Source organism: Streptomyces sp. NPDC101165 (assembly GCF_044768135.1).
In the GTDB taxonomy this organism is placed as follows: Bacteria; Actinomycetota; Actinomycetes; order Streptomycetales; family Streptomycetaceae; genus Streptomyces.
In genome coordinates, this window is record NZ_JBIWPG010000006.1 from 224,003 (window position 1) to 238,734 (window position 14,732).

At 68.3% G+C, this 14,732-nt stretch carries 15 protein-coding genes; 7 read left to right on the forward strand and 8 right to left on the reverse strand.

The annotated features are described in order from the left end of the window. Nucleotides 1-138: 138 nt before the first annotated feature. Nucleotides 139-816 carry a response regulator transcription factor gene (locus ACIRVH_RS14800; RefSeq protein WP_403952509.1) on the reverse strand — a complete coding sequence of 226 codons (678 nt, stop codon included), beginning with the start codon at nucleotides 814-816 and terminating at the stop codon, nucleotides 139-141. A gap of 372 nt (nucleotides 817-1,188) precedes the next feature. Here ACIRVH_RS14800 and ACIRVH_RS14805 point away from each other — a divergent pair, with 372 nt between their 5' ends. Further along, the gene (locus tag ACIRVH_RS14805) at nucleotides 1,189-1,689 is read left to right on the forward strand and encodes a hypothetical protein (RefSeq protein ID WP_403952511.1); all 501 of its coding nucleotides are present in this window, start codon (nucleotides 1,189-1,191) and stop codon (nucleotides 1,687-1,689) included. 746 nt (nucleotides 1,690-2,435) lie between these two features. After that, nucleotides 2,436-3,233, forward strand: a complete 798-nt coding sequence (locus tag ACIRVH_RS14810; protein WP_403952513.1) for a hypothetical protein — start codon at nucleotides 2,436-2,438, stop codon at nucleotides 3,231-3,233. A gap of 62 nt (nucleotides 3,234-3,295) precedes the next feature. On the opposite strand, the gene ACIRVH_RS14815 is transcribed toward ACIRVH_RS14810, so the two are convergent. Further along, nucleotides 3,296-3,631, reverse strand: a complete 336-nt coding sequence (locus ACIRVH_RS14815; RefSeq protein WP_360980771.1) for a helix-turn-helix transcriptional regulator — start codon at nucleotides 3,629-3,631, stop codon at nucleotides 3,296-3,298. A gap of 574 nt (nucleotides 3,632-4,205) precedes the next feature. Here ACIRVH_RS14815 and ACIRVH_RS14820 point away from each other — a divergent pair. Further along, nucleotides 4,206-5,396: an amidase domain-containing protein gene (locus ACIRVH_RS14820; protein ID WP_403952515.1), complete on the forward strand. Its 1,191-nt coding sequence runs from the start codon at nucleotides 4,206-4,208 to the stop codon at nucleotides 5,394-5,396. Between the two features lie 40 nt (nucleotides 5,397-5,436). Next, nucleotides 5,437-5,892, forward strand: coding sequence for a hypothetical protein (locus ACIRVH_RS14825; protein WP_403952517.1), 456 nt, complete (start codon nucleotides 5,437-5,439; stop codon nucleotides 5,890-5,892). Between the two features lie 197 nt (nucleotides 5,893-6,089). On the opposite strand, the gene ACIRVH_RS14830 is transcribed toward ACIRVH_RS14825, so the two are convergent. Continuing rightward, nucleotides 6,090-6,542, reverse strand: a complete 453-nt coding sequence (locus ACIRVH_RS14830) for a hypothetical protein (protein ID WP_403952520.1) — start codon at nucleotides 6,540-6,542, stop codon at nucleotides 6,090-6,092. Between the two features lie 160 nt (nucleotides 6,543-6,702). On the opposite strand from ACIRVH_RS14830, the gene ACIRVH_RS14835 reads away from it, so the two are divergent. Then, entirely contained in the window at nucleotides 6,703-7,788 is a 1,086-nt protein-coding gene (locus tag ACIRVH_RS14835) for a TniQ family protein (protein ID WP_403953034.1), read from the forward strand. Between the two features lie 9 nt (nucleotides 7,789-7,797). Here the strand turns inward: ACIRVH_RS14835 and ACIRVH_RS14840 are convergent, their stop codons facing one another. Then, entirely contained in the window at nucleotides 7,798-9,027 is a 1,230-nt protein-coding gene (locus ACIRVH_RS14840; protein ID WP_403952522.1) for an MFS transporter, read from the reverse strand. After that, nucleotides 9,024-10,436 (reverse strand): NAD(P)-binding domain-containing protein, encoded by a 1,413-nt coding sequence (locus tag ACIRVH_RS14845; protein ID WP_403952524.1) that lies wholly within the window; start codon nucleotides 10,434-10,436, stop codon nucleotides 9,024-9,026. The genes ACIRVH_RS14840 and ACIRVH_RS14845 overlap by 4 nt, the downstream gene beginning before the upstream one ends. Nucleotides 10,437-10,543: 107 nt before the next feature. On the opposite strand from ACIRVH_RS14845, the gene ACIRVH_RS14850 reads away from it, so the two are divergent. Both ACIRVH_RS14850 and ACIRVH_RS14855 read left to right on the forward strand, forming a co-directional pair. After that, complete coding sequence (locus tag ACIRVH_RS14850; RefSeq protein ID WP_403952527.1) at nucleotides 10,544-11,602, forward strand: flavin-containing monooxygenase; 1,059 nt, start codon at nucleotides 10,544-10,546, stop codon at nucleotides 11,600-11,602. A 39-nt stretch (nucleotides 11,603-11,641) separates the two neighbouring features. Next, complete coding sequence (locus tag ACIRVH_RS14855) at nucleotides 11,642-12,016, forward strand: ArsR/SmtB family transcription factor (RefSeq protein ID WP_403952529.1); 375 nt, start codon at nucleotides 11,642-11,644, stop codon at nucleotides 12,014-12,016. Between the two features lie 127 nt (nucleotides 12,017-12,143). Here the strand turns inward: ACIRVH_RS14855 and ACIRVH_RS14860 are convergent, their stop codons facing one another. From ACIRVH_RS14860 to ACIRVH_RS14870, 3 genes are all read right to left on the reverse strand, one after another. After that, nucleotides 12,144-12,686, reverse strand: coding sequence for a DinB family protein (locus ACIRVH_RS14860; protein ID WP_403952532.1), 543 nt, complete (start codon nucleotides 12,684-12,686; stop codon nucleotides 12,144-12,146). 186 nt (nucleotides 12,687-12,872) lie between these two features. Further along, nucleotides 12,873-13,928, reverse strand: coding sequence for an ArsO family NAD(P)H-dependent flavin-containing monooxygenase (locus tag ACIRVH_RS14865; RefSeq protein ID WP_403952534.1), 1,056 nt, complete (start codon nucleotides 13,926-13,928; stop codon nucleotides 12,873-12,875). Continuing rightward, complete coding sequence (locus ACIRVH_RS14870; RefSeq protein WP_403952537.1) at nucleotides 13,925-14,713, reverse strand: aquaporin; 789 nt, start codon at nucleotides 14,711-14,713, stop codon at nucleotides 13,925-13,927. Before ACIRVH_RS14870 ends, ACIRVH_RS14865 begins: the two co-directional genes overlap by 4 nt. Nucleotides 14,714-14,732 lie beyond the last annotated feature (19 nt).

Consider the following 14,732-nt stretch of genomic DNA (forward strand, 5'->3'; position numbering starts at 1 on the left):
GCGTGGCGCTGTTCGGACACCGGGGCACGCGGGGCGGGAACAGCGGAACGGCCGGGTCCGCACCGCGCGAATGCGGTGCGGACCCGGCCGTGAGCCGCCACGAGAGTGGGCGGTGCAGGGGGACAGGAAGCGACGCGGTCAGTAGTCGCCGAACCGGAATCCCACGCCCCGCACGGTGACGATCCATTCGGCGGCACCGAGCTTCTGGCGCACCATGTTGACGTGTGTGTCGATGGTCCGGCTGACCTGGCCGCCCATCGCACCGGCGCTCTTCGCCCCCTTCCACACCTCGGCCATCAAGCGCTCCCGGGAGATCACCGCCTGGGGCTGGGAAGCCAGCAGATGAAGCAGGTCGAATTCTTTTCTGGTCATCGGGACAGGGCGTCCGTCGAGGTGCACTTCACGGCTTTCCCGATCAATGCTCAACGGCCCGCGCACAATTCGGTGCACGCTCGGCGGCTGGTGCCGGACCCGTCGCATGACCGCCTCGATCCGAGCGGTCAGTTCGCGGAATCCATAGGGCTTCGCCAGGCAGTCGTCACAACCGGCCTGCAGGCTCAATACCCGGTCCAGTTCGGTGTCCCGGGCCGTGAAGGCGATGATGGGAATGTCGCTGGAGGAACGCACCGCCCGGCATATCTCCAGGCCGTCGATATCGTTGAGCTCCAGCCCGAGCAGCATCAGGTCGTACTCCTGATACGCCTCCAGGGTGGCGACGCCGTTGGCCGCGACTCCGACGTCGTAGCCGAGGCGCCGAAGACTGTGCTGCAGGACCCCGGCATGGGTCGCATCGGATTCCGCCAGAAGAACTTGCATTAACTCCCCCATATCTCAATGCCCCACAGCGACCGAGCGGTGGTCCAGCCGACGGACGTGCGGGTGGGGATCCTGACCGAGGAGCGGGCGGTCGACGGAGAGCACAGGGGTGACCGGGTGGCCCGCGACGCCCCATTGCGAAGGGGTCCCCCATCTTGCGTACACCTCTGTGACGGGGACCGCCCCCAGTCCCGATCCCCTCAACTGATGGTCCGCTATAGCGGCCCTACAGGATTCGCAGCGTACGCCATTGTTGATGAGAGCTGTCAACTATTGTGGACAGGGCATCGACATGCCACAGTAACCTGCGCATATGTGTAACGGTGCTCACATTCGAGCGTCGGCCTTGACCCTGGAGGGGAGGGACGAGAGATGGCCAGTGCTGACTCACGCACCGGAGGGCCACTGGTACAGGGCTTCGACCACCGCCTCCAGCACCTGATCAACGCCATGTACCCGGACGAGCGGAAGCGGCCCGGCTACACCAGGCTGGCCAAGGAGATCCGCGAGACGACCGGCGGCACCATCTCGGGCACCTACCTGTGGGAGCTCGCCACCGGCAAGAAGTCCAATGTGACCCTCGACCAGCTCCATGTGCTGGCCCGGTTCTTCGGCGTTCCGGCCGAGTACTTCCTGAACGCGGACGTCGCCGAGCGGGTCGACGCACAGCTCAAGGTGGCCATCGCGCTGCGCGACGCACGCGTGCGCAGCATCGCCCTGAGAGCCGACGGCCTCTCGGCACAGACCCTGGACGCCCTGCTCGTGATGGTCAACGAGGCCCGCAAGCTGGAGCGCCTCTCGCCGGTCGACGACGCCGAGGACGGCGCGGCCGAGGGACAGCCCGGCTCCGAGGCTGCCGGCCCAGCCCGCTAGACCCTGTCCGGACCGGCCCCGGTGACAACTCGACATCACCGGCGGCCAAACCCTTGGCCCCGCCCGTGACATGGCCCACGGACGGGGCCTGCTGCATCGATCCCGGGCTGTGCGATCCCTCACAAACCCGGACACAACGAGAAACGGGCCCCTACCGTGACTTCCGTCACCGGTAGAGACCCGTTTCGTCGGTTTCTCTCTGTGGGGAACCGACGAAATGTCCTGGTCAAGGCCTATGCGATGCACGCGAAGATCGTTTCCCGCGCTGTCGGACACTTTTTCCCGCGCCGCAGACCAGGAGCCCCGTGGCGGCTGCGCGGACGCGATGGATCGAGGCCGGATCCCGAACGGGTGCGAGGCGCGCCTCTACGCATTGCGCGAGCTGCACCGCCAGACCACCGGACGCCGTCACTGCCGCCTCGAACAGCACGCACAACCAGCGACGGGACAGCGCTCGACGCACCATCAACGACCCTGGCCACGGCCGCACAGCCGGAGTCGAGCCTGCAGGGTCTGAACCTCGTCCATTGCGACGCGAGAGTGGCTGGATCACCGCAGCCCGTGGTCACTTGTTGCTCAAAGTAATCCCGTACGGCAACGGCAGGTGACATCATCTGCGGTACTCGCGACGGCCCTCGCTGTGGGCCTGCCGCGAGAGGGCTGGGCGCGCATGCCGAGGGGGAGCCCGGCTCACCTCTGCTCGCCTGCAACGGTCCTACCTGTCCATGCACGACTTGGGGCCGTTCATGACCTGGTATCACCACGGCTGGCTCGCCGGATATGCGTTACCGGCCGCCCTCAGCGCCGGCCTTGCGTGGGTCGGCTTAGCCCGCAATTCCGTTGGCAAGGGCCGACTGCTGGGCAGCTGGAGATCTGCCGGCCTGACGTTGCTGGTTCTCGCTCTGACGGGCGCAGTCGGGATCGCCGCCGGACTGGCGCTTCCGCACCTGGCCAAACTGCCTCCGATCGCCGCGGGCCTGGCCACCGGTGTCACCACCATGCCTCGCAAGAGGCAAGACGATACGACTCAGCCCTACGTCAAGTTCATGACGCTCGGGATCGCCTGGTTCAGGGAACGACTCGAGTACCGCATGCAGCTCGATGCTCGCAGCTGGTGCGATGAGTTCTTGGACGGCTTCGAGAAGTCGACGCAGCTCCGTGTGTTCGTACACGAACTCAAGAACTACCTGGTGGACCGGCATCCCTCGCTCACCAAAGCGATCAACGGCCTCTTCGACGCAGCCGACAAGGGCATGATCAACGCCCTTGAGGTGCAGACCAAGACCGATGAGGCCCGCCGTGAAATCCACATCTCCTGGATGCGGGAGCCGACCGACGAAGAGGTCTATCAGTGCCGCAGCGCCTTGGGTGAAGCCCGCAACCGCTGCGGAGACCTGTTGCTGTGCGCCTACCTGCACGGCCGCCGAACAGAACAGGACGAGCTTGAGACACTGCGCGCGAAAGCACTGTCCAACGACGCGTTCCACAGTTCAGCACTGCCTCAGCAACGGCGACGGTTCAGCCTCCGCCGCAACCGTCCCTAGCCGCGGAAGCCGACCCACCAGGCGCCCGCAGCTCCGTGATACGGGTCGTCAGCGGGACGCGCTCATCGATGCGCGGGGATGCCGCTTCCACGCAGAGGCGATGACTCTCCGCTGCCCGTTGTCGGCCCCTCTGCGGTGTTTGGGCGACGGGGAGAAAACCTGATCTCAACGTCCGCCCCCAACGCCTCCGCTGCCGCAGCCAAGGTGCGCACCGTCAGGTTTGCGTCACCCGACATGATCTGACTGACCCGACCAGGGCTGACCCCCATGGCCTTGGCAAGATCCGAACGTGACTTTCCCAGTCCTGCCAACAGGCCCGCGAGAGAAGCCGTTGCCTGCCGCGCCAACTGAGCGCCAGCTAACTCGGCGTTACTCTCACTACGAGCAAAGAAGCTCATGATATGACCCCCAACTCACGTCACTACAGCGGGTGTTACCGCTGCCTCAAGGATGCCACCTTTAGGTCTAGCTAAACACTCGGTTCCCGCAAAATCTCCCGGTACGACGGTGCAAATCGCTCCGCCAATGTGCCTGCGACCTGCGACTATGAGCTTCCCGCTGCAACCGGTTCGTGACTGATTCAACGTCACCCCAATGGAGGTATGCGGTCACTCCAACCGGGCAGTCCTAGGACGCTATCGGGCGCCTCCGCCCCGAGGTGGCTGTCGCCGTCGATGCCATCGAGGATGCTCCGCTGCGGCTCCAGCACAACAGGGTCGTGCTGGAGACTCTCCGGCCACGGCGGCCAGGGGACAAACCCCTGCTGTGACGGCGGGCCGTTTCCCTTCCAGGCTGTGCCGCGTCGCACCTTCGGCACACCACGGCTCAAGTGCCTGTTGGGGATGAAGCGTCACGCGGTGAGGAATCGGACATTCCTCCACAGGAAAAGGCCAGAAGGGAACGCTCCGCCCGGATTTGATCTCCTTCCATGCAGGCTGACGGCGACCAGTCAGCTCATGATCAGGAGGTCTCATGCGCCCTGCGCAGCGCAGACTCGCCTTCGCCGCGGCCGGCACGGCGGCGATACTCGCACTCGTCGACATACCCGCGAGCGCCGTCCCGAGTGACGCCCCTTCCTCTTCGGACGCCACCACGTCGTCACTGTCACAGCTTGCCGAGGGCTACCTTCAGCAGCGCGCCGACATGCTCACGACCAGCCCGCCCACTCTCCGGGGTGTTGCAGCCCGCATCAAGGCGACGCCCGCCATGTCGGCTCAGACGCAGGACGATCTGTCCGCGCTGGCCGCCAAGAGGGAGCGGTACGAGAAGATCGGCACCACCTACACCAAGGCCCAGGTCGACGTCAGTGTCGACGACTCCACGGTCGACGGCCAGCAGGCCACGCTTCGAGTCACCGAAGACACCCGTCTGTACTTCCCGTTCACGCAGAAGGAAGTCGAGGACGGTGCTCCCGAATACGAGGAGCTGTCTGTCCCGCACACGGTCAAGTTCAAGCAGGCCGACGACGGCACGTGGCTCCTGGCCTCCGACAAGGCCGACGCCGACGGCGGTCCCACGCCGACCACGCAGGTCTCCGACGTCGATGTGGAGCCGGAAACGACGGACGAGGGTGGAACCGCAGACGAGGACGAGGGCCCCAAGGGCGAGGGTTCCAGCACCACACCGCCGGGCGACACCGGCACGGAAACCGGCCCCGGAGCTGTGAAACCCGCTGCGACAGCCGCGTACAGCTACAACAAGATGATCGCCTACGCGGACAAGTACTGGAAGCACCACAACTCCGCCTTCCGTACCTACGGCGGCAATGACTGCACGAACTTCCTGTCGCAGATCACGCTCGCCGGCGGCTGGAAGCCCGCAGGCGGCTCCATCATCCAGCGCACCAGCAACAAGTACTGGTTCTACGGACCCACCAGCCTCTGGACTTCGTACACCTGGGGCGGAGCCGAGAACTGGTACTGGTTCGCGATCAAGCACTCGAAGCGGACGAAAGCACTTCGCAACGTCTATGACCTGCTTGCTTCGGATGTTCTCCAGGCCGACTGGAACCGCAACAACGTCATCGACCACTCAATGTTCGTCACCAAGAAGTACAGGGGCATCCCCTACCTCACGTACCACACCTACGACACGCACAACAAGCCCGTGAACACGCTCGTCTCCGACCACCCGAACACCTGGTGGTACGCCCATCGCACGTGACAGGCTGCCGACCCCTCACAGGAGAAGAAGGAACCCTGCCATGAACCGTCGCCGCATCGCCGTCGCCGCGCTCGCGTTACTGGCCCTGGCCGGCTGCTCGTCAAACAAGGGCGAAGCCAAACCTGCTGCCTCACCGACTGACGGCGCGCGCCAGGCCGTCACTGACTACATCTCTGCTCTCAACGCCCGCAGCACTACCGGTCTCATCCGGATCGGCGGCGTGAAGGACGAGCCCTGGTCACAACGAGAAGCAGCGAAGATCCTCGCCGACAAGGGCGGACGAGGATGGAAGATCAGCAACCTCGAGATCAACCATGACATGGGCCCCAACACCGGCAGTGCCCATCTCTCCGCCACCGACAAGGCGGGCAAACCCATGAACGACACCTTCACAGTGACCCGTGACAAGGGCACGTGGCACCTCGTCGTCTTCACCGGGCAGCCCACTGCGCCCGGCAAGACGCCAGCCTCGACCGCCACACCAACAGCCTCCTGAAGGACGACCGGCCCGCGCATCGGCCCGCGCTGTGCTGTACGGGTCGATGCGCTCCCGTCCCCCGAGAGGACGTCTCCGGACTCCGGGGTGTTGTCGGCCGAGGGTGAGTCCGAGAACTAGGCGACGGCCATGCTGCCGATAGCCAGCCAAGGACGCACGACCCGGTTGCCAGGGTTGCCCGCCCACATCCGTCCGCGTCAGTCCAGCGCGATCTCCCCGTCCGGCAGCCATCCGTCCCAGTAGCCGTCCATGAAGTCCAACAGTTCTGCGGGCTCCACAAATACCTGGGCTGTCCGCAGCTCGGCGGTCGTCCACCAGCGCGCTTCAGGGGCCAGTGCGGAACGGACGGGCGTCGGCCAGTTCTGGGCCGCTGGTCGAACCACGGCGAGGTACTGAGCCCCCTCCCGTCCGTCTTGGCGTGCGAGTCGGCCGATAAGCGGCGAGATGCGCAGTGTTGGTAGGTGAGCGACGTGACGCAGATGCCGGATTGCCGCTCGGCCACAGGTCTCGCCGGGGCGCATGGGGACGGTCGGCACCGCCCAGTGGATGTCACCGGCAGGGTCCCGCGGAATCAAAAGGAGCTGGCGTTTTGGGGAGTCGATGACAACGGGACGTACGACGTCGCGGCCATTCGGGTCGGCATCGGGCATGTCTCCACCCTTCCCCCCTGCTATTCGAATAGCGCACATCTTGCTCCTGTCGAGTGACGACCGAACGTGAGACAGAACCGTGTTGACTGCGGTCACTCACACCGGTGGTCTGCAGCAACACCTCGATTCTGCGAGCTGCTGCTGTCGAAGGATGTGCCACATGGGAGCAGTGAGAGGCGCCACCAAACGTCGTCGGCAACCGGAGTCAGATGAGTCGGGTGCCGTGTTGGCGCCGTTGGAAGGAGATTCACTCGCTGGCTGGATCAACGCCGTGGCCGAGCAGCAGGGAAAGGAGCTTAAGACCCTCCTGCGGGAGTTTCACGTACGCAAGCTCGGCACGCTGTCCATGGCGGAGATCCGGCTGTCGGAGCCGGTGGCCCGACGTATCGCCAAGCTCACCGGAGTCGATGAATCCACCCTTCATGCGATGACGCTGGCCCGGTACGCCGGCAACGCGCTTCCGCACCTCCCGCTCACCCCCTGGGTGGACGGAGCCGCTCTGAGCCAGTGGAGCAAAGGGGCGTGGTTCCACGGGGCGCTGGCCCGCTGGTGCCCCCAGTGTCTGCGGGCGAACGACCGCCGTTGGCCACTGCGCTGGAAGCTGCCCTGGTCCTTCGCATGTGTCGAGCACGGGAAGTTTCTGGTCAGCGCGTGCCAGGCCTGTCAGGCGAACGTCTACTCCGACCTGGACGGGGTGCCGCCTGCGCGATGCGGCAGCAGGGTGGAGGACCGCCTGTACCGCTACGGCATTGATGAGCGCTGCGGCTTTCCGCTGCCCATGTGCCGTGCAGTGCCCGTGACCGATGAGGCGGTCCTGACCCTCCAGAGGCGCGTCAACGACTGGCTCGAAGGAACGCCGGCGCAGGACGATCGTCAGCTGGTCTCCCTGGCCGCAGTGCTGATCCCGCTGGTGTCCCCGTCGATGCTTCGGCGCGGGGACCCCGTAGTTCTGTACGCGCTGCGCAGCACCCACGCCCCAGCGGCTCGTTGGGACGGCGCATTGTGGACGGATCCTCTTCGGGTCGCAGCGGCTGTGTGCGCGGCCGGTCACATGCTCAGGCGTCCTCGCTCAGCAGCCGGTATCGCTGGGGAGATCGCCGACCTACGGATCATCGACCAGCGCCACGTGCCTTGGCGCATGGACGTCCTGCAGTGGGCGTACGGCCCGGCTCTACGTCCGAACCCCATTATCGATGAGCTGGTACGGCTTCAGGTGGTCATCCCGCGTGGCTCCGAGTGCCTCTGACCTCCCCGTTCAGGAGTCCCGGGCCGGTCGTACGGAAGTGCCGAGAGCGATGACGGAGGCCAGTAGGGAGAGGCTGGCCAGGGTGCCGAACATCTGCGGGTACCCGCCCATGGGTACGGCGAGTGCCGCTCCCGCGAGCGGTGCCAGTGCGGACGCTGTCGTGGCGGGGGCAGCTAGGAGGCCGGACAGGCGGCCGTAACGGGCGGGGCCCCAGCGGTCGGTCACCGCGGTGGCCTGGAGCAAGGTGAGGTTGCCGCGGACCATGCCGGCGGCGATCGACAGGCCGAGGAGCAGCGGGTACGGGCCGGGGACGAGCGCGAGGGCTGCCGTGGTGGCGCCTCCGAGCGCGATCAGGGCGGATGTACGGGCGGTGGGTCCGGTGTGGCGGGCGATTGCCGCGTACAGCGTGCGGCCCAGGGTCTGTCCGGCTCCGCCGAGGCCGAGGGCCCAGGCTGCCTGGGTGGTGGAGTATCCGCGGGCGAGCAGCAACGGGACCAGCGCGACGACGACGGCGTACATGGCGAACGCCGAGAGAGTCAGCGTTGCTGCGAGCAGCCAGAACGGGCGGCTGCGCTCTGCCCCTGCGGCACTGTGTTCTTCGAGCGCGGGTGAGTGGGGCGCCTGGGGCCAGGGGGCCTTCAGGGCGAGGGCATGGGCCGGGATGGTGATGACGGCCAGGACTGCGGCGAGCACGCCGTATGTGGTGCGCCATGACATGTGGGCGGCCAGCGTTGCGGTCACCGGGGCGAAAACGGTGGAGGCGAGACCGCCTGCGAGGGTCACGACGGTCAGGACGCGGACGTGGTCGGGTGCCCACCATCGGGTCAGGGCTGCGAAGGCCGGCTGGTAGAAGGTGGAGGCCATGGCGAGTCCCGCGAGCAGCCAGCCGAGGGTGAAGACAGCGGTGTTGGGGGCTGCGGCCACGGTCAGGAGGCTGAGCACGCCAACGGCCGAGCCGGTGGTCATCACGGTGCGTGGCCCGCGCTGGTCGAGCATGCGACCGACGCGTATCCCGGCCAGGGCAGACACCAGCAGTGCCGTGGAGAAGGCGGCCGTGGTCGCTCCCGTGGGCCATCCGGTGTCGGCCGTGATCTGCGGGTTCAGCACGGGGAACGCGTAGTAGACGATGCCCCAGCTGGTGATCTGCGTGACACACAGTGCGGGCAGTGCGGCACGGGGCCGCGACCGGTCCACCGATCCGGTCGCGGCCCCGCTGGCAGGGGTGTTGAGGCTGGTCACGATCCGCAGCAGCCGCCCGAGGGCGCCTCGTCGGCAGCCGCGGCGGCGACGGCCGGTACGGCGGCCGGGACTCTGACCTGGATCACCTGAGGTGCGGGGGTGCAGCATCCGCTGCCGCTCTGGTCGGACTCGGGGGCGTCGAACAGGCCGGCGCCGCCGCAGACCCCGGTCTCGGGGAGAGTGAGTTCGACCTTGTCAGCCGCCTCCAGGTCGCCGGCGATGGCGGCAGCGACGGAGCGGACCTGCTCGTAGCCGGTCATCGCGAGGAAGGTCGGGGCGCGGCCGTAGGACTTCATGCCGACCAGGTAGATGCCCTGTTCGGGGTGGGCAAGTTCGCGGTGACCGTGCGGGTAGACGGTGCCGCACGAATGCTGGTTGGGGTCGATCAGGGGCGCGAGCGTCAGCGGCGCCTGGAGGCGTTCGTCCAGGCCGAGGCGGACCTCGGAAAGAAAGGACAGGTCCGGGCGGAAGCCGGTCAGCACGATGACCTCGTCCACCCCGTCGAGGCGGCGGCCGTCCTCGGCGACCAGGGCCAGGCGGCCGTCGCCATCACGCTCGATCGCCTCCGTGCGGAACCCGGTGACCGCGTCCGCGTGCCCCTCGTCGACAGCGGCCTTCGCCGCAAGCCCGAGAGCACCGCGCGCGGGAAGCTGGTCTGCGGCTCCGCCGCCGAAGGTGGATCCGGAGATGCCGCGGCGCAGGATCCACACCGCCTTCGTGCCGGCCCCGTCCTCGGCCTTGGCCAGATCGGCGAGGTAGGCCAGAGCAGTGAAGGCCGAGGCGCCGGTGCCGATGACCGCCGTTCGCTTGCCCGCGAACCGGGACCGGGCAGCCGGGTCCTTGAGGTCGGGAACGCGGTAGGTGATGCGGTTGGCGGCCGCCTGCTCGCCGAGCGCGGGCAGGCCGCTGCCACCTGCGGGGCTGGGGGTGGTCCAGGTTCCGGATGCGTCGATGACCGACCTGGCGAACAGACGCTCCTCACGGCCGTCCGAGTAGTCGATGTGGACGACGAACGGCTGCTGCTCACGGTCGGCATCCACGATGCGGTCGCGTCCCGCCCGGGAGACGCCGGTGACCCGGGCACCCGTGCGGACACGATCGCCGAGGACGCCGGCCAGGGGCTGGAGGTAGAGCTCGGCCCAGTCCCCGCCGGACGGGTAGGCATCGGGGTCGGGACGCGTCCAGCCGGTCGGGGCCAGAAGCTTCTCGGCGGCCGGGTCGACGACCTCGCCCCAGGTGGAGAAGAGCCGCACGTGCGACCACTCGCGCACGGCCGCTCCGGCGGCCGGGCCCGCTTCCAGGACCAGTGGCTCGATGCCGCGTTCGACGAGATGAGCGGCGGCGGCCAGGCCCGCGGGGCCGGCTCCGATCACGACGACGGGCAAGTCGGTGGTGGCAGCGGCGTTCACGATCGACTCCTCTTGTTTCGATATCTGTCGATGGCTTGCGCCGCCAGCATGGCACCTGTATCGATAGACGTCAACATAGACATTCGTCGAATCCAGGAGGTTCGTCCATGGAGCAGATCGACGTTGCCGTGATCGGTGGCGGTCAGTCCGGGCTGGCGACGGCGCACGCACTGCAGGCGAGGGGGCTTCGGCCGCTGGTGCTGGAGGCGTCGGGAAGGGCGGCTGGGTCCTGGCCGAAGTACTACGACAGCCTGACGCTGTTCTCGCCCGCCAGACACAGCGCGCTGCCCAGCCTGCCCTTCCCCGGCGATCCGGACCGCTACCCGCATCGCGACGAGGTCACCGCCTATCTGATGGCGTACGCAGACCGTCTGGACGCCGACGTTCGTACGGGGATCCGTGTGACCGAAGTTCGTGCGAGCGGCGGCGGGTTCGAGGTGCAGGTGGAGGGCGGCGGCCTCATCGCGGCGCGTGCCGTGGTCGCGGCCTCGGGCTCGTTCGGCCGGCCCCACCGGCCGGCCATTCCCGGGCTTGAGGCGTTCACCGGCACGGCGCTGCATGCTGCCGACTACGGCAGCCCGGGCCGCTTCACGGGTCAACGCGTGGTCGTCGTGGGCGGCGGGAACTCTGCGGTGCAGATTGCCGCCGAGCTTGCCGGCGTCGCTCGGGTCACGCTGGCCACACGCACCCCGGTGAAGTTCGCCCGCCAGCGGCCGCTCGGCCGTGACCTGCACTTCTGGCTCAGATACACCGGCATCGACATCGCACCGCTCGGCCGCGTCCTGCGCGAGCCGCCGACGCAGCCCGTCCTCGACGACGGCCGCTACCGCGCAGCACTGAAGCGCGGACGGCCGGATCAGCGGCCTCTGTTCACTGGCATCGATGGCACGAAGGCCGTCTGGGCGGACGGGAGCCGGGAGGAGGTCGACGCGATCGTGCTGGCCACCGGCTACCGGCCCGACGTGCCCTACCTCGCGGGCCTGGCAGGGGCCCTCGACGCCGCTGGACGGCCCCGTCACCGCGACGGTGCCTCACTCGCTCACCCCGGGCTGGCATTCGTGGGGCTGGAGTGGCAGCGCAGCCTGTCGTCGAACTCCCTGCGCGGCGTCGGCAGGGACGCCGCGCGGGCGGCCCGCCGCCTGGCCCGCGTGCTCGCCCGCGAATGACCCTCCCACGCCTGGTTCGACATGTGTCAACATAGACGTATGTCGAATGCCAAGCTGCTGCCGCTGCTCAAGCCTGACAGCCAGGGTGTGGCGCCGTGCTGCCCGCCGCTCACCGAGCGCCCGTTCACCGCAGAGGAGGCCGAGACGGCCGCGCGGATGTTCAAGGCGCTCGGCGATCCGGTACGGCTGCGCCTGTTCTCCGCTGTGGCTTCCCATGAGGGCGGCGAGGCGTGCGTGTGCGACATCTCCGACGTCGGCGTCTCCCAGCCGACCGTCTCCCACCACCTGAAGAAGCTCAAGGAGGCCGGGTTGCTGACCTCCGAGCGGCGCGGCACGTGGGTGTACTACCGGGTCGAGCCGTCGGTACTCGCCGCGATGGGCCAGCTGCTGACGATGGGGCCCGCTGCGGCCTGATCAGCGGCGGGCTACGCCACCGTGTCTGGCCCGGTCTGTGTGACCGTCGCGCCGATGGTCACCGCACACGCCGATGAAGCTGTGGTCGTCCAGTGGGCGGTGATTGGTTGATGGCGGCCGGACTGGATCAGTCGTGCGCAGGGCCCAGTGTGAGCTGGGCGCGGTGGAAGTCGTAGTGCTGGGTGGGGTAGCGATACAGATCCGCGCACGTCATCCAGTCGCGGAAGAAAGGGTCCCAGCGGGGCGGGTAGGGCATGCCGCGCCTGAGGGAGGCTGCGCTCTCGCGGTTCAGGCGCCGGTGCAGGGAAGCGAGGGTGCGGTCCATCTTCGCTCCCATGCGGCGGCGGTTGTAGTAGAGCGAGCCGAGCACGGAGCTGACGTAGTTGATGACGTGGAATGGTCGGGCCGCAGCATCCAGCACACCGGCGAAGGCCCTGCCGACGGCGCGCGGCAGCTTGTCGAAGACTCCCAGCAGGGGCAGGAGCACGCGGACGAGCATGTAGCCGAAGAGCATGTGGAACAGCAGCTGCTCGTTGGTCCACCGTGTCCCATGCGTAGGACAGCGCAGATCGGCGGCGCTCGCCTCCGCGAGGAAGCGATGGAAGTCGGCCCCAACGCGCTCCAACTCGTCGTGGACGGACTGCCGGTCCAACTGGCGTCGCTCGTCCATGGCTGCCACCTCGCCCCGCTCGCCCATCAGATTCGGCTACGGCCGGACACCCTGGGCAACGATGATCCTCGCTCACCAGCTCATGGGCCAGATGTCGGCCTCGGCGGGGGCGGAAGCCACTGGGACCGGTGACGTCTGTGCTTGCCCGACGCGCGTATGGGGCGTGCCGCTGGTGGGAGGTAGGCGTTACTGAAGGAGGTCGGCGATCTCACGAGCCGCTTCGCGCGCGGGTCGGCCGACTCCTATGAGCGTTGCGGAGGCGGGTCCGGTCCAGTCGCCGTAGCCGAGAAGGTGCAGGCGCGGCTCGTCCGCCGCACGCGTACCCAGGGTGGCGATGTGGCCGCGCGGACCGCGGAGTTGGAGCGGGGAGAGGTGGGAGAGGGCAGGCCGGAAGCCGGTGCACCAGATGATCGCGTCAGCCTCGGCACGGGTGCCGTCGGCCCACTCGACGCCACCGGGGACGAGGCGGGTGAACATCGGGCTCGCCTTGAGCAGCCCTCGGTCACGGGCCTCACGCACGGGCGCTACGGCGACGATGTCACCGAGCGAGGCGACGCCGCCGGTGTCCGTGCGGCCTGCGTCGAGCGCGCGGCGCCTGGCGGTGGCCGCGTCGAACAGAGCCCGCCCGTCGATGTCGTCGGCCAGGAAGCGCGGCGGACGCTGGGTAGACCAGGTCAACTCGGTGTCGTGGGCGAGGTCTGCAGCGATCTGAGCACCGGAGTTGCCACCGCCCACCACGATCACACGCTGGCCTGCGAAGTCCTGCGGGCTGCGATATTCGGCCGTGTGCAGCTGGCGGCCGCCGAAGACGTCACGCCCTCGGATCGCGGGCAAGAAAGGGCGCCACCATGTGCCGGTCGCGCTGATCACGGCACGAGTGCGCCAGGTGCCGGAGTCGGTCTCCACACGCAGGAAGGGTCCGTCCCGGTGGACACCGAGAACGCGCACCGGCCGCTCGAGGGGCAACTCGTAGCGCTTCTCGTAGTCGGCGAGGTACTCCACTACGTGCTGCGCGTCAGGGTAGGTGGCGCCGGCCTGCGGGGGCATGAGGCGGCCGGGCAGCGAGGAGTACGCAGCCGGTGAGAACAGGTGCAAGGAGTCCCAGGTGCGCTGCCAGGCACCACCGGCTGTGGTCTGGGCGTCGAGGATGACGAAGTCGACGCCGAGGCGGCGCAGGTGGTATCCGGCGGCGAGCCCGGACTGGCCGCCGCCGATCACCACCACCTGGGACGTCCGCGTCACTCGGTGGCTTCCCGCCCGGCCTGGAAGATGAGGGCCACGAGCGCCAGCCCGACCACGGCGCCGATCAGCTGCATGCCGATGAAGCCCGCGACCGAGCCGGGGGCGATCCCTGCGAAGGTGTCCGTGAAGGCGCGACCGATGGTCACCGCCGGGTTGGCGAAGGACGTCGACGACGTGAACCAGTACGCGGCTCCGATGTAGGACGCGACCGCGACCGGGGCGAAGCGCAGGCGGTCGGTGCGGGCCAGACCGAAGATCAGCAGGATCAGACCGGCGGTCGCGACGACCTCGCCGAGGAGCAGGTGCCCGGCCGAGCGGTCGTGGGTCGACCACTTCACCACCGGCTCGCCGAACATCGCATCGGCCAGGACGGCGCCCGCGATCGCGCCGCCGACCTGCGCGGGGGCGTAGACGGCCGCCTCGCGCAGCGTGACCCCGGCGCCGCCGCGACGGGCGGTGAACCACTCGGCCAGGGTGACGACCGGGTTGAAGTGCGCGCCGGAGACCGGGCCGAGCAGGGCGATCAGCACGCCGAGGCCGAAGACGGTGGCCGTGGAGTTGGCCAGCAGCTGGAGGCCGACGTCCTTGGTCAGTTCGGTGGCCTGGATGCCGGAGCCGACCACGATGGCGACGAGTGCCGCGGTGCCGACGAATTCGGCTGCGGCCTTGGCGATCAGCGGCGGAGTCTGGGGCGGGGTGGCACCCGGGACAGGCTGCGGCTCATCGGCCTGGGCTGTGGCGGTCTGGCCGGCTCTGTCGTGCTCGATGGCCTCGGTGGCGCTCAACAGGACTCCTCGGTGCGTG